15 protein-coding genes are annotated in these 17,231 nt (G+C 72.0%); 2 read left to right on the plus strand and 13 right to left on the minus strand.

What is annotated here, in order from left to right:
- Positions 1-87 precede the first annotated feature (87 nt).
- The 5 genes from ACFVYL_RS17505 to ACFVYL_RS17525 all read right to left on the minus strand — a co-directional run bounded on the left by ACFVYL_RS17505 (position 88) and on the right by ACFVYL_RS17525 (position 6,552).
- Positions 88-2,445 carry a polysaccharide lyase 8 family protein gene (locus tag ACFVYL_RS17505; protein WP_389716670.1) on the minus strand — a complete coding sequence of 786 codons (2,358 nt, stop codon included), beginning with the start codon at positions 2,443-2,445 and terminating at the stop codon, positions 88-90.
- A 106-nt stretch (positions 2,446-2,551) separates the two neighbouring features.
- A complete protein-coding gene (locus ACFVYL_RS17510) occupies positions 2,552-3,382 on the minus strand; it encodes an ABC transporter permease (protein ID WP_389716672.1) in 831 nt (276 codons plus the stop codon).
- Positions 3,379-4,344: an ATP-binding cassette domain-containing protein gene (locus ACFVYL_RS17515; RefSeq protein WP_389716674.1), complete on the minus strand. Its 966-nt coding sequence runs from the start codon at positions 4,342-4,344 to the stop codon at positions 3,379-3,381. The genes ACFVYL_RS17510 and ACFVYL_RS17515 overlap by 4 nt, the downstream gene beginning before the upstream one ends.
- Before the next feature lie 411 nt (positions 4,345-4,755).
- The gene (locus tag ACFVYL_RS17520; RefSeq protein ID WP_389716677.1) at positions 4,756-5,604 is read right to left on the minus strand and encodes a DUF4097 domain-containing protein; all 849 of its coding nucleotides are present in this window, start codon (positions 5,602-5,604) and stop codon (positions 4,756-4,758) included.
- A 399-nt stretch (positions 5,605-6,003) separates the two neighbouring features.
- Positions 6,004-6,552 (minus strand): hypothetical protein, encoded by a 549-nt coding sequence (locus tag ACFVYL_RS17525; protein ID WP_389716679.1) that lies wholly within the window; start codon positions 6,550-6,552, stop codon positions 6,004-6,006.
- Between the two features lie 239 nt (positions 6,553-6,791).
- Between ACFVYL_RS17525 and ACFVYL_RS17530 the strand changes: the two genes are divergently transcribed.
- Positions 6,792-7,418 (plus strand): YceI family protein, encoded by a 627-nt coding sequence (locus tag ACFVYL_RS17530; RefSeq protein WP_389716681.1) that lies wholly within the window; start codon positions 6,792-6,794, stop codon positions 7,416-7,418.
- Positions 7,419-7,464: 46 nt separating this feature from the next.
- Positions 7,465-8,013 carry a hypothetical protein gene (locus tag ACFVYL_RS17535; protein ID WP_389716683.1) on the plus strand — a complete coding sequence of 183 codons (549 nt, stop codon included), beginning with the start codon at positions 7,465-7,467 and terminating at the stop codon, positions 8,011-8,013.
- A 1-nt stretch (position 8,014) separates the two neighbouring features.
- Here ACFVYL_RS17535 and ACFVYL_RS17540 read toward each other — a convergent pair whose 3' ends face one another.
- From ACFVYL_RS17540 to ACFVYL_RS17575, 8 genes are all read right to left on the minus strand, one after another.
- A complete protein-coding gene (locus ACFVYL_RS17540; RefSeq protein ID WP_389716686.1) occupies positions 8,015-8,905 on the minus strand; it encodes an alpha/beta fold hydrolase in 891 nt (296 codons plus the stop codon).
- 194 nt (positions 8,906-9,099) lie between these two features.
- Positions 9,100-10,023: an RNA polymerase sigma-70 factor gene (locus ACFVYL_RS17545; RefSeq protein WP_389716687.1), complete on the minus strand. Its 924-nt coding sequence runs from the start codon at positions 10,021-10,023 to the stop codon at positions 9,100-9,102.
- Between the two features lie 167 nt (positions 10,024-10,190).
- Entirely contained in the window at positions 10,191-10,664 is a 474-nt protein-coding gene (locus tag ACFVYL_RS17550; RefSeq protein WP_389716689.1) for a carboxymuconolactone decarboxylase family protein, read from the minus strand.
- Between the two features lie 115 nt (positions 10,665-10,779).
- A complete protein-coding gene (locus ACFVYL_RS17555; protein WP_389716691.1) occupies positions 10,780-12,147 on the minus strand; it encodes a hypothetical protein in 1,368 nt (455 codons plus the stop codon).
- 59 nt (positions 12,148-12,206) lie between these two features.
- The gene (cimA, locus tag ACFVYL_RS17560) at positions 12,207-13,811 is read right to left on the minus strand and encodes a citramalate synthase (protein WP_389716694.1); all 1,605 of its coding nucleotides are present in this window, start codon (positions 13,809-13,811) and stop codon (positions 12,207-12,209) included.
- Between the two features lie 361 nt (positions 13,812-14,172).
- Positions 14,173-15,435, minus strand: a complete 1,263-nt coding sequence (locus ACFVYL_RS17565) for a hypothetical protein (RefSeq protein WP_389716697.1) — start codon at positions 15,433-15,435, stop codon at positions 14,173-14,175.
- 127 nt (positions 15,436-15,562) lie between these two features.
- A complete protein-coding gene (locus ACFVYL_RS17570) occupies positions 15,563-16,171 on the minus strand; it encodes a TetR/AcrR family transcriptional regulator (RefSeq protein ID WP_389716700.1) in 609 nt (202 codons plus the stop codon).
- Positions 16,172-16,185: 14 nt separating this feature from the next.
- Positions 16,186-17,223: an agmatine/peptidylarginine deiminase gene (locus ACFVYL_RS17575; protein WP_389716703.1), complete on the minus strand. Its 1,038-nt coding sequence runs from the start codon at positions 17,221-17,223 to the stop codon at positions 16,186-16,188.
- Between the last annotated feature and the right edge of the window lie 8 nt (positions 17,224-17,231).

Here is a 17,231-nt window from a genome sequence, read left to right on the forward strand (position 1 = left end):
GCCATGAAGAAGTGACGGCCCAGCCCCTCCACCGCTGTGGGAAACCCACAAAAATACGCCCTCGGCGGGCCTTCCTTGAGTCTTGCTTCAGCCGAGATACACCTCACATCGATGGCTCGCGCACGCCGTCCCCGGTGTGATACGCAGCCGCAGGGACCGGCCCGTGGCCAAGACTTCCACCGAGGGGTCCTTGCTCACCACCCTGGACACCGGCCGGTGCCAGGTGAGCTCGAAGGTCTTCCCGGTCCGCGGCACCTCGCTGACCTGCACCGCAGCGCTTCTTCCCCGGCGCCGGACGAGCACGCTCGAAGGAGCAGTGACGGTGAAAGGCCCCGCCTCGCCGGCCTGCCAGAAATTGGCCGCCGTGAGGCCGAGCGAGTCGACGGCCACGGCCTGGGCCTCCGCCGAATTGGCGAGGACCGACAGCCAGCGCCGGTCGGCGGCGCGGGCCGCCAGGGTGCGGCGCGAGGCCCCGGGCATCAGGACATAGGCGTACGTGGCGTCCGTGGGGTCGGTGCCGTGGTCGAGCCAGAGCGTCTGCCAGCGCCGGGTCCGCCGCTCGGTGGAGCTGGTGGTGTTGATGTCGGACCAGGCGCCGGAGCGGTCCTCGCGCAGCGTCCGCAGCCGGGAGGTGCCGCCGGGGAAGACCCAGCCGCCGTGCCCGTCGAGGTGGGCCCAGCGGGGGCGCGGGCCGTCGTCCAGCGTGAACGCCGCGGTGCCCGCCTCACCCAGATTGCGGTTGTCGACGACCGTCTCCACGGGGACGCCGTCGGAGGCGGTGATCCCGGCGCCGAGGCAGATCACGGCGTCCGCGACGCAGAACCACGACTTGCGGGCCCGCAGTGTGGAGCCGAGGCCCTTGACGTGCTGGCCGAGGGCCGCGAACTCACCGTCGGTCGCACCGCCCACCCACCGCACGGCGGGCCTGGCCGCGCCCCACTCGCCGCCCGCCTTGTCGGGGAGGCGCTTGGTGGACACGGTCGTGCCGGGCATCCGGTAGGGGTCGACGGTTGGCCAGAACCAGTCCGTGTACTGGTCGCCGCGCTGTCCTGCGACCCACCAGGAGAGCATTCCGGCGCCCGTGTGCCAGCCGCGCGGGTTCTCGCCGTTGCCGCACTCGTAGTACGCGATCCGTTCCGAGGCCATGGAGAAGTTCACCGCGAAGCCCGGGCGCCGGTGCACGGCACGGTCCATGGCGGCGAACAGCCGGTGCCCGACCGGCTCGGGTGCCGCCCGCACGCCGGAGTCCGCGACCGCGTGCAGCCGCGCGAGGTCGGCGACGCCGAACTGGCGGGCGGTGAGCAGCGGTGTGACGGTGTCCCGCTCGATCCAGCCCTTGATCCGGCCGTACCAGCGCTTCCGCTCGGCGGCGCTCGCACCGCCCGCGAGCAGCGCCATCGCCGCGATCAGGCCCTGCCCGTGGAAGTGGTCGCTGCGCATGATCTTGCGGTCGTCGCTCTTGAGGTAACCGCGGCTGACGGCACGGCCGTTGACGCTGTCCATCATCAGACCGTCGAAGATCAGGGGCGCGTACGCCCGCTCGACGCTGTCGAGGATGATCTGCTTCTTGGGATCGGTGACCGCCCAGGTCGACCCGGCGAGCAGCGCGAAGAGCTTGCCGAGCCCGTCCAGCATGACCTGCCCGTACGTGCCCGAGTACGCGACCCAGGTGTGCTGGATGAACGAGCCGTCCTCGTAGAGGCCGTCGCCCTTGGTCACGTAGGGGAAGACGGGCGAGAGGGCGTCGCGGGCGAGGGCCACCTTGGCGGGCGCCCGGCCGAGGATGCCGCGCAGGGCGACGGAGCGGCACAGGTCGACGCGGTTGGCGCCGGTCGACGTGCCGGTGTAGTCGCCGATCGCGGAGTCGGGGACGAAGTGGTCGACGGCGGCGAAGGCCTTGTCCCTGCGGGCCGCGCCGAGCTCGTCGTGGAGCGCCGCCACGGTGTCCATGAGGAGCCGCGGGCTGCCGATCTGCCACTCCCACCAGTTTCCGTAGCGGGTGGTGGAGGGGTTGTAGACGGTGGCTTCGACGTGGTCGAGGCCGCGCAGGATGTCGGCGAGGAGGCCGGCGTCCCCCGTCGATCCGGTGCCCTCGCAGACGTACGCCTGGGTCATCGTCCAGAGCCTGCTGTAGCTCAGGGTGACGCCCGCCGGAGGGTCGAACGGGGCGTCGGGCCACAGGGACTTGGCGGCGGGGGCCATGGACGAGCGGAACGTGCGGGCGAGGGCGCCGGTCTCCTTGAGGCGCGAGGCGTACGGCTCCTCGGCGGGGTCGTAGCCGGTGCCGAGGGAGATCTCCAGCCAGCGCTTGCGCAGGACGGTGAACTCGTCGTCCCCCTCGGCGGCGTACGCCTGGGGCGGCAGGGTCAGCATGGCGGCGGTTCCGGCGGCTCCGGCAGTACCGAAAGCGGTTGCAGCAAGGAAGGCGCGGCGGCTTGGGGTCATGCGACAGGGTTTTTATCAGTCGCCAGAAAGCGCTGTCTATACCTCTGACAGAGCCGGACCGGGCGCCTCCGCACCCCCTCCCCCATCCCCCCTCCCCCTCACGCCGCTATCGCGAGGCGGCCCGCCGGAAGAGGGAGCGGGACCACAGGAAGCCGAGCACGGTGATGGCCACGCCCCAGCCCACCGCCAGCGGACCGAACTTGCCGATCTCGCTGCCGAGCAGCAGCCCGCGCAGGGTCTCGATGAAGGCGGTGTACGGCTGCCATTCGGCGAAGTGGCGCAGCCAGTCCGGCATCGAGTCGAACGGCACGAACGCGCTGCTGAGGAAGGGCAGCAGGAAGGAGAAAGGCAGCGCCGCGCTGCTCGCCGCCTCCGGGGCCTTCACCAACTGGCCGAGCGCGACCGCGAGCCAGGTCAGGGCGGCGGACATGAGGGTGAGGAGCCCGGCCGCGGCGACCCATTCGAGGGGCCGCGCGCCGGACCGGAAGCCCACGAGGAAGGCGACCCCGATGACGAGGACGATGCTCAGCAGCGTCTGGATGACGGCGCCGACGGCACGGCCGGTCAGGACCGACGAACCGCTGATCGGCATCGTACGGAAGCGGGCCACGATGCCCTCGGTCATATCGACGCTGACGCCGACCGCGGTGGGCAGCACGCCCGCGCCGACGGCCATCAGCAGGATGCCGGGGACGAGGTACTGGAGGTAGTCACCGGAGGATCCGCCGCCGGTGCCGGCCGCCATCGCGCCGCCGAACACGTAGTTGAAGAGCAGGAGCATGGCGATGGGCATGCTCACCAGGCTGATCGTCATCGCGGGATAGCGCCGCGCGTGCCTGAGGTTGCGGCGCACCATCGTCAGGGAGTTCCGCGCGGCGGAGGTGGGGGCGGGGTTGTAGGTGCGCGGGCCGGCCGGAGTGGCGGTGACAGTACTCATCGGGTGGTCGCTTTCTCGTGGTCGGGGCGGCCGGTCACGGCGAAGAAGACGTCGTCCAGGTCGGGGGTCTCGATGCCCAGCCCTTCGACCTCGATCCCGGCGGCGTCGACCCGGTCGAGCACCGCCCTGACGGACTTCAGGCTGCCGTCGCCCGGCACGTGGAGGGTCAGCGCGTCGTCGTCCCTGGCGCCGACGCCGAGCGTCCGCGCGGCCCGCTCCAGAGCGCCGAGGTCGGCGAAGCGCAACTGGACGTGGCCGCCGGGGACGAGGCGCTTGAGCTCGGCGGGGGTGCCCTGGGCGACCAGCTTGCCGCCGCTCAACACGGCGACGCGGTCGGCGAGTCGGTCGGCCTCGTCCAGGTACTGGGTGGTCAGGAAGACGGTGACGCCGTCGGCCACGAGCTCGCGGACGATCTCCCACATGCCGCGCCGGCTGCGCGGGTCGAGGCCGGTGGTCGGCTCGTCGAGGAAGATGATGCGCGGATTGCCGACCAGGGTCATCGCGATGTCGAGGCGGCGCCGCATGCCTCCGGAGTACGTCGACGCGGGCCTCCTGGCCGCCTCTGCAAGGTCGAACCGCTCGACGAGACCGGCGGCCACCTGCCGGGCCACCCGGCGGCCGAAGCCGTACAGGTCGGCCATGAGGAGCAGGTTCTCCTCGCCGGTCAGGAGGTTGTCGACGGCGGAGAACTGCCCGGTGACACCGATCGCGGCACGCACCTTCCCGGGCTCGCGCCGCAGGTCGTGCCCCGCGATCCGCGCGTCGCCCGCGTCGGCGGCGATGAGCGTCGACAGGATCTGCACGGCGGTCGTCTTGCCGGCGCCGTTGGGGCCGAGCAGGGAGAAGATCGTCCCTTGCGGGATGTCCAGGTCAATGCCGTCGAGGACGGTCTTGTCCCCGTACGACTTGCGCAGACCGGTGGCGGTGATCGCCGCGGGGCGGGTGGTGAGGGGAGGTGGCATGTCCGTTCCTTTTCGGGTCGGGTTCGGGTCGGGGCAGGCTTCGCCATCGGACGCCAGTTCGAATCTGGTGCCGGGCGGGTGCCTGGGCGGCAGCTGAGGAGTGGGTACGAAGACCGGCGGAGCCGGTAAAGACCGGTCGAGCCGGGAAGGGAGGTACGGGCGGGCGGGGCGGGCACCGGGCGGGCCGTCAGGCGCGGTCGCCTGTCAGGCGCGGCGCCCCGTCCAGGCGCGGTGGGACGTCAGGCGCGGTGACCGTCCAGGCGCGGAGCGCCGTTGGGCACGGTGGGCAGCCAGGCCCCATGGCCCGTCAGACGCGGCGACCCGTCCAGGCGCGCTGGCCCGTCCAGGCGCGGCGACGCGTCAGGCGCGGTGGGGCGTCAGAGCCGGTGGGGCGGCACGCCCGGCGTTCCGTCAGGCGCGGTGGATCGTGATGTCGCCGAAGCCCGTGCGGGCGCGCACCCTGAGCGTGTCGGTGGCCTCGCCGGGCGCCTCCGACGCGCCCACCTCCTCCAGCGTCCGGTGGACGGCGCCGCCACGGGTCCGCACGTCGAGCCACGCGGCCGTGCCCTCACGGATGCCGACCTCGATCCTGCCCGCCGCCGTCTCCAGCTCGCTCGTGCCGCGCACCAGCTCGCCGACCCGGATGTTGCCGCTCGCGGTCTTCACGGAGACGTCGGCGGTCGCACGACCGATGGTGACGGAGCCGCTGGCCGTCTTGGCGGTGACGGCGCCCTCGACGTCGCCGAGGTCCACGGCGCCATTGGAGTTCTTCGCGACGACCGCGCCCCGGACCTCGCCGAGCCGGATCTCACCGGAACCGGTGGTGGCGTGGGCCGGCCCGTTCGCGTGGCCGATGGTCACGTCGCCGAACCCCGTGCCGGCCCGCACCTCGCCGACCCGCTCGATCCGCACGTCCCCCGCGGAGGTCTTGAACTCGCCCTCGCCGAGCGCGCCTTCGGCGGTGATGTGCGCCATGGTGACCGTGGTACGCACCTCGGAGCCGGCCGGCAGCGCGATGTCCACCTCGATGGACGAGCCCTTGCCGAAGAGGGAGCGCTCCTTGGGTCCCTTGACCACCAGCTTGCCGTCGGCGTACTCGACCCGGGTGCGCTCGGCGGCCTTGACGTCCGCGTCCCGGGACGCGCTGCTGGGGCGTACGTCGACGACGGTGTCCGCGCGGTCTCCCGCGACGATGCGGAGGGTTCCCACCTCGAACGTGACGGTGGCGGCGATGGGCTTTGGGGTGTCGAAAATAGGCATGGCTGTCCCGTCCTGGGGGCTCGCCGAGCCACGGAGGCTCGGTCGGTGAAGGTGGAACTGGGTCCTGTGCGGGTCGGGCCGGGGCCCGGGGCCCGGGCTAAGCGGGTCTGGCGAAGTCGGCTGCGGTTCGGCCGCGCTCTGAAGGGGCGCGGGGAACTGCGCGACCAGCCACGTTGGTGCCGCAGACGATCGACGGCATGTCGCCGCACCTCCGGCGGAGCGCCTAGGTCCTGTCGTCAAGCTCGCGTCGTTCGCCCGGAGGGCGGCCTCGCGGCGTCTGGTGCGTGCGATCGCAAGGCGGAGGGTCATCCCGGTACTGGGCGTACCGGGATGAGCCCGACAACGCGGCGAGCGTGCGTGCCAGACGCCGCGAGGCAGACGCGAGTTTGACGACAGGGCCTAGCGCACCCAGCCCGTGAAGTTGTTGCCGGGGCTCCAGCCGTCACGGCGTCCGGACTTCGGGCCGGAGCGGGCGTCCGACCCGTCCACCGCGCCGGAGACCGCACGGACGAGCCAGGCGTTGACCGAGAGGCCGTCCCGGCTCGCGGCCTCCTCGACGCGGGCCTTCACGTGGGCCGGGAGGCGGAGGTTGATCCGGGCGGTGCCGCCGTCGTCCGCGGCGTCGGGCGCGGCGGGCGGCGGGGGCGGCACCTGCGCCGCCATGAGGGCCTCGTACTCCGCCTTGGCGTCGAACGTCTCGGCAGCGGGCGGCGGCGTCACCACGAACTCGGGGTCGATGCCCCGCAGCCGTACGTCGACCGAGCCCGGCGCGAGATCGGCGGTGATCTCGTCCGCGGCGGCGGAGAGCGCGTTGAGCAGAGTGAGACGGGCGGCCGACTCCAGCGGGGCGGTGAGGCGCTCGGCCAGGGCGCGGGCCTCGTCCCCGCCCGCCGCGGCGGCCACCGCGAGCTCCTGCCGGAGCTGATCGACGTACTGCGTGAGGTCCATGACGCCATAGTGGCACCATCTTGGCGCCATAGCAACCCCTCGTGGCGCCACCACCGCTCCCCCACTGACGCCACCGCGACACCACGGTGCTACAGCGCCGCAGCACCGCAGCACCGCACAGATTCACCCCGACACACCCCACTTAGAGGTTGAACCTTGAACTTAATCGCGCTACCTTCGTTCATGTTGAACATTCAACATCAGCTCTCCATCGGAGCTCGTCCCCCAAGGAGCACGTCATGGGCATCTTCGGCCGCAAGAACGAAACCGCCACGGCAGCGGGCACCACCACCGCCCCTACCCCCGCCCCGGTCACCCCGGAGCTTGCCGCGCTGACCGGCGACTACACGATCGACCCCGCGCACACGACGATCGGCTTCGTCGCACGGCACGCGATGGTCACCAACGTCAAGGGTTCCTTCCTCGACTTCACCGGGTCGCTGCACCTGGACGGCACGGACCCGTCCCGCTCGACGGCCTCCATCGACGTCAAGATCGACAGCATCGACACGGGCAACGCCGACCGTGACGGACACCTGAAGAGCGCGGACTTCTTCAAGACCGAGGAGTTCCCCGAGATGACCTTCCGGTCCACCAAGGCCGAGGCGCTCGGCGGCGACGACTACCGCGTCACCGGCGACCTGACGATCCTGGGCACCACGAAGCCGCTCTCCATCGACCTGGAGTTCAACGGCGCGGCCAAGGACCCGTTCGGCAACGAGCGCGTCGGCTTCGAGGGCAAGGCGGAGATCCTGCGCTCGGAGTGGGGCCTCACCTGGAACGCCGCGCTGGAGACCGGCGGCGTGCTCGTCTCGGACAGGATCAAGCTGAACTTCGACGTTTCGGCGATCAAGGACGGCACCTGAACCCGACCGCCCGCGCCACAGGGCGGGTGCGCGCTACCGTTCCGCCGTGCCCGAGTTCATACAGCAACTGCCCGCGCTCCTCGGCGTGATCATCGGTGCGCTCGGGTCCTACGTGGCGATCACGCGGGGCGACCGCATCCGGTTCCGCCGGGAGCAGGCGGCACGGTGGGAGGAGCGGCGCCTCGCGGTCTACACCGAATACGCCCGCGTCCTGCGGCAGACCGTCAGCCTCACCTACCGGGTCGCCGCCCACCTCGGCAACGACCCGCACCCCCATCCCCTCTCCCCCGAAGAGGCGGTACCGCACCTCACCCAGGCCGCCGAGGCACGGGACCCCGCCGGAGAGGCGCTGCTCATGCTCGGCGCCCCGGAGGTGGTCGACGAGGCGCGGGCGTGGGTGCTCCTCGTGATCGAGATGGAGCGGTTCCTGCGCGCGGACACGCACGACCCCGACGCGTGGGCCGGGCTTCTGGAGCGGCAGCGGGCCGCGCGCGAGGCGTACTACGCGGCGGTCCGGCGGGACTTGGCGCTGCCGCCGGGGCACCCGGGCCGGTGGCCGGTGACGACTCCCCCGGCCGGCCCGCGGACGGACTGATTCACCCGGTGCCGAGCGTATGCCCGAGAATCGCCTTCGCCAGGGGTTCGTGGACCCCTGGCGGCAGCGAGTGGCCCATGCCGGGAATCTCCACGAGCCGTGCACCGGCGACGACCTGGGCCAGGTGCTGGGGGTGCGGGAGCGGGAAGACGGGCTCGGCGGGGGCGGACACGACGAGCACGGGGACCTGGTTCCGGGCCAGTTCGGCGGTGCGGAGCATCTCCGAGTCGTCGGCGCGGCCGTGGGCGGACGAGTCCACGTGACTACCCGCGTGCTCGATGATGCGGCGTTCCAGATCCCTGAAGTACGTGGCGTCGAAGGGCAGTTGGCCCCCGCTCAGCAGCCGCCAGTGTTCCACCCGGCGGTCCAGCTCGACCTCGGGGCCGTGATCCTCGACCGGGCGGGCCCACAGTTCCAGGATCTCCGGTGCGATGCCGGGCAGCTCCGCGACGGGCACGCGAACGCCGTCCGGCCTCACGTACGGGGTCTCGCTCAGCGCGCACGTGCCCATCAGGGTCGCGCTCAGCACCCGCTCGGGGTGGTCGGCGAGCACCAGCTGGCAGAGCATGCCGCCCAGCGAGAGGCCCACGAGGTGCGCGCGCCCGACGCCGAGGCCGTCCAGGACCGCGACCACGTCCCGCGCCAAGTCGGTTACGGCATAGGGGTGTTCGTCGAAAGAGCGACTGGAACGGCCCGTGTCGCGGTGGTCGTAGCGGATGACGTGATGGTGCGCGGCGAGCGCGTCCACCAGCGGCTCGGGCCAGCCTAGCCCGGAGGCCTGGGCCCCCATGACGAGGAGCAGCGCGGGAGCGTCGGGTGCTCCTCGCCGCTCGGTCCACAGCCGTACCCCCGGCGCCACCTCGACGTACTGCTCCTGGACTTGTCCCGGCATGAGCGGACCTCCTCGCGTGCGATTGAAAAGACGATACGTATCGTCTCGTGTTGGTGCCGCGCGGTCAAGCGCCGGAATCCTTCCGCCTCATGGACCGCCCTGTTCACCGGGCTGAGCCCGCGCCCCTTCGGCAAGTTGGTGACTCAGCCGCGCCGAGAGGGTGTCGACGCGCCGGGCCGCGGCCGGCCCCGGGGTCACTTCGTCTGCCGGCAGGCCTGTTTCACCTCGCCGTCGATGGCCCAGGCGTCGGCAACCGGTCCGAGGTGGCCGAGCTTGTCGGGGTTGATCACCGAGCGGATGGTCTGGATCTGCCCGTCGAGCACGTCGAGGGCCAGGGTATGGAGGACCTTGCCGTCCCGGTCCCGGAAAACGGCGCCGGGCTGGCCGTTGACCTCGTGCGGCTCGAACGTCACGTCGATCCGGGCCATCAGCGGGAAGACGGAGGCCAGCAGCCGGGCCACGTTCTCGGTGCCGACGACGGCCCTGGCCAGCTGCGGGGCCTTGCCGCCGCCGTCCCCCACCATCTGCACGTCGGCGGCCAGCAGATCCCGCAGGCCGGCGACATCGCCTTCGCGCAGGGCGTCGAAGAACCGCGTCGCCAGCTCCTGCCGCTCCTGACGGTCCGCTTCGAACCGCGGCCGCCCGGCCTCCATGTGCCGCCGCGCCCGTACCAGCAGCTGCCGGCACGCCGCCTCCGAACGCCCCACCGCCGAGGCGATGTCGTCGAACCTGAAGCCGAACACCTCCCGCAGCACGAACACCGACCGCTCCAGCGGGCTGAGCCGCTCCAGAAGCAGCAGCGCCGCCATCGACACCGAGTCGGCCAGCTCCGCCGAGCGCGCCGGATCCTGATACGGATCGCTCAGCAGTGGCTCGGGGAACCACGGGCCGACGTACTCCTCCCGCCGCACCCGTGCGGAGCGCAGCACGTCGATCGAGATCCGCGTCACCGTGGCGGACAGGAACGCCTTGACCGACCTGGGAAGGGTCGTCGAGCCGTCGAAGCGCAGCCATGTCTCCTGCACCGCGTCCTCGGCTTCGCTCACGCTGCCCAGAATCCGGTAAGCGATCGAGAACAGCAGGGGCCGCAGCTCCTCGAACTCGTCGACCTTGTTCACGCCGCATCCCCCTTGAGAGCCTGTGTCATATCCCCGGCCGGGCGGCCGTATTCCCGGCGCGGTCTGTTCTAGTGATCTTGCGGACCGTCAGCAGGGCTGTGCAACAGGGCTGTACAACGCCCCCGCGCCCGGAGTGACAGTGCCCCGGGCGGCTCATCGATGACCCCTCAGTGGAACTGCCCGGCCTCGTAGTCACCGGCCCGCTGCTTGGCGATGATGTTCAGCCGAGTCGCCGTGTTCATGAAGCAGACCAGGACCACCAGGGCGGTGAGCTGCTCCTCGTCGAAGTGCTTCGCGGCACGCGCCCAGACCTCGTCGCTGACCCCGCCGGCCGCGTCCGCGACGCGGGTCCCCTGCTCCGCCAGCTCCAGCGCGGCACGCTCGGCCTCCGTGAAGACCGTGGCCTCCCGCCACGCCGCCACCAGGTTCAGCCGCACCGAGTCCTCGCCGGCCGCGGCTGCCTCCTTGGTGTGCATGTCGATGCAGACGGCGCAGCCGTTGATCTGGCTCACGCGCAGGGCCACGAGCTCCCGTGTCGCGGCCGCCAACGGCGAGTCCTTGAGCGTCCTGCCCGCCGACATGAGGTGCTTGAGGGCTTTGGCGGCGGTGGGGCCGGCGAAGTAGTTCAGTCGCGCGTCCATGGGTGGGCTCCTCCGTGCTCGTCGGTGGCTACACCCCCTGGGACGAGACAGCCCGACGCCCTGTGACACGCACACGTGTGATCCACGTCGCCCCGTACTCGCTTAGGGGCAGCCCTTAGAAGCCGCCCCCTCCGCCGAAGTCCCCGCCGCCGCCGAAATCGCCGCCCCCGCCGAAGTCCCCGCCGCCGAAGTCCCCGGGCTCGAAGTCGGCGCCCGAGAAGTCGCCGCCCTCGTAGCCGCCGCCGAAGTCGCCGTACCCGGAGCCGTAGTCCGACGCGTAGGCGGGTGTCGACATCATGCCGCCGAGCATCGTACCGAGCAGCAGACCCGGCAGCAGGCCGCCGCCGAAGTATCCGCCCGCCCACGGCCCGTAGGCCGGGCCCGCCTCCCAGTAGGGGCGGCGCTCGCCGGACTCCGTGGCCACCGTGCGGGCCATCGGGTCCCGGCCGTCCGCGAGGCGTGCCGCGTCCGCCGCGCACACCGGGACCGAGCGCTCCGGCGCACCCGGGGGCGCCCACATCACGTCCTCGGTCGAGGGTCCGTGCCGCGGGTCGAAGAAGCAGGGGGCCCGCCGCTCCGGCAGCTCGCGTCCCTCGCGCCGCGCGGCGAGCAGGGCCAGGGAGAAGCGGCCGTCCTCCAGGGACTGGGTGACGGCCCGCACGTCCTCGGGGCGGGTCGCGGCGGCCATGTAGGACTTCGCCTTCTCGTAAGCGTCCAGGGCGCGCTCGTAATCCGCGCGCATCGCGTCGTCCGCGCCCGCCTCCGCGGGGTGGAAGTCGAGCCGGTCCAGCTCCTCGCCGAACGCGGTGATGTCCTCGTCCACGACGACGGACAGTTTGTTCAGCGCCTCGCGCCTGCTCTCCTCGTGCCGCCGCTTCTTGCGCCGGATCACGGCGTACGCGCCGCCCGCCCCGGCCACCACGACCACGCCGACCGCGATGAGGGAGCCCGCGGAGACGCCGTCACCGGAGCCGCCGCCCCAGGATTCAGGGGCCTTGCCGCGCGCCTGCACGAGCGCCTGGCCGACGAAACGGTCGAGCTGGGCGGGGGTGTCCTCGCCCTGGACGAGGGAGACGAGGTTGTTGACGGCGTTGGGCGTCAGCACCGACCGGTCGGCCTTCGCGTCGAATCCGCCGCCGAGCCGCACGGCGTACGCGCCGGTCACGCCGGTCTCGGTGCGCAGCTGCCGGAAGAGGTTCTGCTGCGGGAAGTCGTCCGGCAGCACGGCGACGAACACCGGCTTGTCGGCCTTCTTGATCTTCTCGGCGAGGGCGTCCGCCTGTGTTTCGGACAGCTGGTCCGACGCCGCGGGATCGACGTACACCGGACTCTTCTCCCAGGCGTCGGCCACCACCGACGCACTGGAGGCGTCCGGGGCCGCGGGCGCCGCCGCCGCCCCGGGCGCGGCAGTGAAGGACACGGCACCCAGGGCGAGCAGCAGCCCCGAAAGTCCGACGGTGATCCGCTTCGCCCGATTCCTCATACTTCGAACGTAACCCAGCGCGGTCCCCGGCGGGGGTTCGGGTGGCGGTTCGGCTGGGGTTATTCGACCGGCTCGACCCCGGCCCGCAGCAGGCCGTAGGTGTACGCGTCCTCCAGTGCGCCCCACGACGCGGCGATGACGTTCTCCGCGACGCCGACGGTCGACCACTCGCCGACGCCGTCCGAGGTGGAGATCAGGACGCGCGTGGTGGAGGACGTGCCGTGCTTGCCCTCCAGGATGCGGACCTTGTAGTCGACGAGCTCCAACTTGGCGAGCTGCGGATAGATCCGCTCCAGGCCGACCCGCAGCGCCCGGTCGAGGGCGTTGACCGGGCCGTTGCCCTCCGCCGTGGCGACGATGCGCTCGCCCTTGGCCCACAGCTTCACGGTGGCCTCGTTGGCGTGCGTGCCGTCGGGGCGGTCCTCGACGATGGCCCGCCAGGACTCGACGCGGAAGTAGCGCCGCGCCCGGCCCTCGGCCTCCTCGCGGAGCAGCAGTTCGAAGGAGGCGTCGGCGGCCTCGTACGTGTAGCCCTGGAGCTCGCGCTCCTTGACCCGCTCCACGACGCGGCCGATCAGCGCGCGGTCGTCGCCGAGGTCGACGCCGAGCTCCTTGCCCTTGAGCTCGATGGAGGCGCGGCCCGCCATGTCGGAGACGAGCATGCGGATGCGGTTGCCGACGAGGTCCGGGTCGATGTGCTGGTACAGGTCCGGGTCGACCTTGATCGCGGAGGCGTGCAGGCCCGCCTTGTGCGCGAAGGCGGAGACGCCCACGTACGGCTGATGGGTGGAGGGCGTGAGGTTGACGACCTCGGCGATGGCGTGCGAGACGCGGGTCATCTCGCGCAGCGAGCCCTCGGGCAGGACCTGCTTGCCGTACTTGAGCTCCAGGGCGCCCACGACGGGGAAGAGGTTGGCGTTGCCGACGCGCTCGCCGTAGCCGTTGGCGGTGCACTGCACGTGGGTGGCGCCCGCGTCGACGGCGGCGAGGGTGTTCGCGACGGCGCAGCCGGTGTCGTCCTGGGCGTGGATGCCGAGCCGTGCGCCGGTGTCGGCGGCGACGGTGCCCACGACGGCCTGGACCTGCGCGGGCAGCATGCCGCCGTTGGTGTCGCACAGGACGACGACGTCGGCGCCGGCCTCGGACGCGGCCCGCACGACGGCCTTCGCGTACTCGGGGTTGGCGCGGTAGCCGTCGAAGAAGTGCTCGCAGTCGACGAAGACGCGGCGGCCCTCGGCGACCAGGTGGGAGACGGTGTCGCGGACCATCTCCAGGTTCTCTTCGAGGGTGGTGCGCAGGGCCAGTTCGACGTGCCGGTCATGGGACTTGGCGACGAGGGTGATGACGGGGGCGCCGGACGCGAGAAGGGCGCTCACCTGCGGGTCGTCGGCGGCCTTGGCGCCCGCGCGGCGGGTGGCGCCGAAGGCGACGAGCTGGGCGTGCCGGAAGGTGATCTCCTGCTGTGCCCGCGCGAAGAACTCGGTGTCGCGCGGATTGGCGCCGGGCCAGCCGCCTTCGATGAAGCCCACGCCGAAGTCGTCCAGGTGCCGTGCGATGGTCAGCTTGTCCGCGACGGTGAGGTTGATGCCCTCGCGCTGCGCACCGTCGCGCAGCGTCGTGTCGAAGACGTGGAACGAGTCATCGGGTGTGCTGGTTTCCGTCATGCTGATCTGGCTCCTGTGTCGGATCTCGGTCTACCGGAATGACCGGCTCCACCACCCCCAATGATCCCTCGCGCTCCGTGTCCGGCTGCAGTTGGGCCGGGAAACGAAAAAACCCCTCGCGGGTGCGAGAGGTCTGCGCGCGGGTCGAGGCGACGGTGTCCGCCCGTACGTGATGGGTACGAGGCGGTCACTGCGGACCGGCGCGCCTGCTGCCAATAATCATGGCGAACGAGAGCACGGGGGCAGCTTGCCATGCTTCGCGGCCGGGCGGGACGCCCGTCTCACGATGCGGGCGGCGCGTCGTCGCGCCGCCCGTATCGCGCAGGCATCCGGTGAGCCGTCAGCGCAGATGACATACGAATCAGCGCAGATGACGTACGAAGACGTCGTCGCCGTCGTTCGTGTCGCCCGGCAGCAGCGTCGCATCACTGGAGGCGAAGGCGATCCTGCGGGCGCCCGCCGAGATGCCGCCCGGGTCGACCGACGCGGTGGCGGTGCCTCCCGAGGTGTCCGGGGTGACGAGCGTGGTCGTGCCCCGCTTCAGGTCCCGCAGGTAGACGGGCCACTCCTTGCCGTACTCGCTGCCCGGCTCGGCGAGCTCGGACATGAAGGTGAGGTACCGGCCGTCGGCGCTGATCGCGGGCGCGCGGGTGTAGACCTCGCCCGGGCCGCCCTGGGTGCCGTGGATCCGCTGGTTCCTGCCCGAGGCCACGTCGTGCACGAACACGTTCCAGGAGGCGTCGTCGTCACCGGGGACGAGATGGGTGTCCCGTGACTCGAAGACGACCGTGCGGCCGTCACCGCTGATGGACGGCTCCAGGGACTCCTTCTCGGTCCTGGACCCGTCGTGGGAGCGGTCGACCTGGCTCAGCTTCCCGGTCCTGCGGTCGCGCAGCCACAGGTCGCTCCAGTCGTCGCCGCGCGGGCCGTTCACGAAGGAGGTGGCGTAGACGACGTAGCGGCCGTTGTCGCTGACGGTCGGCGCGTGGGCGTCGCGCTCCCCGTCGCCACCCGTGTAGGCGTGGCTGACCTTCTCGGTGGTGCCGGTCCTGCGGTCGCGCAGGAAGACCGCGGTGCCGTCGAAGCGCGGCCCGTCCGTGCTGAAGACGGCGTAGCGCGCGTCCGCGCTCAGCGAGACGCTGCCCGCGCTGTCGCCCGGGTAGCCGTCGGGCAGCTCGACGTCGAGGCGCTCGGTCTTCCCCGTCCTGCGGTCGTGGAGCCGGACGTCGCGGTCGGAGTAGGAGCCCGCGGGGCTGGAGACGAACGCCACGTAGCGTCCGTCGGCACTCAGGGACGGGCCGCTGACCTGGCGCCCCGCCAGGGCGATGCGCTCCGTCCGCGCGGTGCGCAGATCGCGTACGAAGATGTCGCGCGCCCCGTTCGTGTCCCCCGCGGTGAGGTCGGTGGCCTCGGAGTCGAAGGCCGCGAACCGGCCGTCGCGGCTGATCACGGCCCCCTCGGACCGGTCGTTCGCCGCCTTGCCGGCGCCGGTCACGCTGACCGCTTCCGTGCGGGGCGCTGCGGTGGCGCCCGGCGCGGCGAAGGCGGCAGGCAGCGTGCCGATGGTGACGGCGACGACGGCCGCGGCGGCCAGGGCGGTGCGCTTGCGGTGGTTCCTGTGCATGGTCAAGTCCCCCGTGCTCTTGGTGCCGTGCGTGGCGGGCGAGGGCGGTGTGGTGGCGTCGCCCGGGCCCCTGTCGACAGGGACGGTCCCGCCCGCGGCGCGGTTCCGCACGAGCCGCCGCACGACCCTAGGAGTTCGCGACGAGCGCTCCGTCCAGGAACTCCCTTACGTGGCCGAGGACTTGGTCCCGGCCCGTCCCGCGCAGTCCGATCGCCACGTGGATGGCGAAGCCGTCGAGCAGCGCCCGCAGCCGGGTCGCGAAGCGGTCGGGGTCGACCGTCCCGAACTCGCCGCGCGAGACGCCCTCGGCGAGCAGCGCCACCAGGTCCCGGTGCCAGGCGCCCTCGATCGCGGCCTGCCGGTCGCGGCCTTCCTCGTCGGCGCCCAGGGAGCGGTTCCAGACCTCAAGCCAGAGCGTCCAGTGGGGGTCGCCGGGGCCGTCGGGCACGTAGAGGTCGACGTAGGCGTCCAGGCGGGCGCGTGCCGTGCCGGGGCGGGCGAGGAGGCGGCCGCGCTCGGCGCCGAGACGGCCCTCGCTCCACTCCAGGGTGCGCAGGAGCAGCTCGTCCTTGGTGCGGAAGTAGTAGAGGAGATGGCCGGAGCTCATGCCGACCTCGCGGCCGAGCGCGGCCATGGTCAGCTTCTCCAGGCCGCGCTCGGCGATCATCTCCATGGCGGCCGTCAACACGTCCTCGCGCGGCGGGGCGTTCTTCCGCGCGCGGGCCTGAGCCGCCATTTCGTTCTCCTTGATCACACCTTCGGCTGCTGCTGGGTGATGCAGTGGATGCCACCACCCCCGGCAAAGATCGTACGGGCGTCGACGAGCGTCACCGTACGGTCGGGGAAGAGGCCGCGGAAGATGCCGGCCGCGATCTCGTCGTTCGGGTCGCCGAAGGCGCACAGGACGACGCCGCCGTTGCAGAGGTAGTGGTTGATGTACGAGTAGTCGACCCAGCCCTCGGCATCCTTCAGGACGGTCGGGGCGGGCACCTCGACGATCCGCAGGGTGCGGCCGCGCGCGTCCGTCCGGCCCTTCAGCGCGGCCACGATCTCCTTGCTGACCTCGAAGTCCGGGTGGCCGGGGTCGCGCTGGGAGTGCACGAGGACCACGCCGGGCGCGGCGAAGGCGGCGACGATGTCGACGTGGCCGAGGGTGCCGAAGCCGTGGCCGGGGTAGTCGGCGGTGAGGCCGCGCGGCAGCCAGATCGCCTTGGTGGTGCCGAGGTGGGCGTGGATCTCCGCCTCGACCTGCTCCTTGGTCCAGCCGGGGTTGCGCTCGGGGCCGAGCTGCACCGTCTCGGTGAGCAGGACGGTGCCCTCGCCGTCGACGTGGATGCCGCCGCCCTCGTTGACGAGGCGCGAGGTGTACGTCCGGGCCCCCGCGAGGTCGGCGACGTACGCGCCGACCTTCGCGTCGTGGTCCCAGCGGGCCCACTCCTGGGCGCCCCAGCCGTTGAACGTCCAGTCGGCGGCGGCAAGGCGCCCCTTGCCGTCGGTGAGGAAGGTCGGGCCGATGTCCCGCATCCAGGCGTCGTCGAGCTCCCGCTCCACCACGTCGATGTCCGGACCGAGCAGCTCGGTCGCGTACGCGGACTGGGCGGGCCCGCAGACCACGGTGACCGGCTCGAAGCGGCGTACGGCGCGGGCGACGTTCGCCCAGGCGAGGCGGGACTCGTCCAGGCCCGAGGGGTCGTCGAAGGTCGGGTTGGGGCACGGCCACGCCATCCAGGTGCGCTCGTGCGGGGCCCACTCGGCGGGCATGCGGAAGCCGTCGGCGGCAGCAGTCATGACGTACA

It is taken from the genome of Streptomyces sp. NPDC058308 (genome assembly GCF_042880275.1).
Classification (GTDB): Bacteria; Actinomycetota; Actinomycetes; order Streptomycetales; family Streptomycetaceae; genus Streptomyces.

Excerpts from the sequence above, each read along its gene's own strand:
- ACFVYL_RS17540 (WP_389716686.1), bottom strand. The coding sequence starts at position 8,905 with ATGCCGGGACAAGTCCAGGAGCAGTACGTCGAGGTGGCGCCGGGGGTA.
- ACFVYL_RS17505 (WP_389716670.1), bottom strand. The coding sequence starts at position 2,445 with ATGACCCCAAGCCGCCGCGCCTTCCTTGCTGCAACCGCTTTCGGTACT.
- ACFVYL_RS17565 (WP_389716697.1), bottom strand. The coding sequence starts at position 15,435 with ATGCACAGGAACCACCGCAAGCGCACCGCCCTGGCCGCCGCGGCCGTC.
- ACFVYL_RS17510 (WP_389716672.1), bottom strand. The coding sequence starts at position 3,382 with ATGAGTACTGTCACCGCCACTCCGGCCGGCCCGCGCACCTACAACCCC.
- ACFVYL_RS17550 (WP_389716689.1), bottom strand. The coding sequence starts at position 10,664 with ATGGACGCGCGACTGAACTACTTCGCCGGCCCCACCGCCGCCAAAGCC.
- ACFVYL_RS17530 (WP_389716681.1), top strand. The coding sequence starts at position 6,792 with ATGGGCATCTTCGGCCGCAAGAACGAAACCGCCACGGCAGCGGGCACC.
- ACFVYL_RS17570 (WP_389716700.1), bottom strand. The coding sequence starts at position 16,171 with ATGGCGGCTCAGGCCCGCGCGCGGAAGAACGCCCCGCCGCGCGAGGAC.
- ACFVYL_RS17520 (WP_389716677.1), bottom strand. The coding sequence starts at position 5,604 with ATGCCTATTTTCGACACCCCAAAGCCCATCGCCGCCACCGTCACGTTC.
- ACFVYL_RS17525 (WP_389716679.1), bottom strand. The coding sequence starts at position 6,552 with ATGGACCTCACGCAGTACGTCGATCAGCTCCGGCAGGAGCTCGCGGTG.
- ACFVYL_RS17575 (WP_389716703.1), bottom strand. The coding sequence starts at position 17,223 with ATGACTGCTGCCGCCGACGGCTTCCGCATGCCCGCCGAGTGGGCCCCG.
- ACFVYL_RS17515 (WP_389716674.1), bottom strand. The coding sequence starts at position 4,344 with ATGCCACCTCCCCTCACCACCCGCCCCGCGGCGATCACCGCCACCGGT.
- cimA (WP_389716694.1), bottom strand. The coding sequence starts at position 13,811 with ATGACGGAAACCAGCACACCCGATGACTCGTTCCACGTCTTCGACACG.
- ACFVYL_RS17555 (WP_389716691.1), bottom strand. The coding sequence starts at position 12,147 with ATGAGGAATCGGGCGAAGCGGATCACCGTCGGACTTTCGGGGCTGCTG.